Annotated in this window: 1 protein-coding gene; it reads right to left on the reverse strand. The window is 68.0% G+C overall.

Going from position 1 to position 613, the window contains the following annotated elements; all coding sequences use genetic code 11:
- A partial coding sequence (locus tag ACMGE0_RS33610) for an AMP-binding protein (RefSeq protein WP_436820182.1) occupies positions 1 to 569 on the reverse strand: 569 nt, incomplete at its 3' end.
- Positions 570 to 613: the final 44 nt, after the last annotated feature.

The following is a 613-nucleotide window of genomic DNA, read 5'->3' on the forward strand; positions in this document are numbered from 1 at the left end:
AGGGTCTCGCCGCCGATGGTGAGTTCGCCAAGGCCGCCCGCCGGCATCTCGTTGCCGTCGCCGTCCAGCACCCAGGCGCTGCGCGAGGGATAGGGAACGCCGATCGGCGCGATCGCATGGGCGGCATCCTCAGGGCTCGTGCGCCGGGAAAGGGCGGCGATCGTCGTCTCGGTCGGGCCGTATAGATTGTCGAGCGCGATATGGGAAAGCGGTCCTTTCTGCCAGGCCGCCAGCGCGTCGCCCGGCAGGCCCTCGCCGCCGACGGTGATCTGGCGCAGCGCCTCGAGCCCGGAGGGCAGGTTGCGCAGCCATTGCTGCCAGTAGGCGGTCGGGATGCGCGAGAAGGTCACCTTCTCCTGCGACAGCCTGCGCGTCAGCGTGTCGAGATCCCAGAGTGCGGACCCGCGCATCACCACGCGTCCGCCCTTGATCAGCGCCGGCAGGCACTCGTGCGCGGCGACGTCGAAGTTGATCGTCGAGGACTGCAGCATCGTGTCGGCCGCCGAGATGCCGAAGGAGCCCAGGAAGTCGTCGATATGGAGGCTGAGCGCCCTGTGGGAGATGCCCACCCCCTTTGGTGTGCCTGTCGATCCTGATGTGTAGATGACGTAGG

Source organism: Neorhizobium descurainiae, assembly GCF_051400715.1.
GTDB lineage: Bacteria > Pseudomonadota > Alphaproteobacteria > Rhizobiales > Rhizobiaceae > Neorhizobium.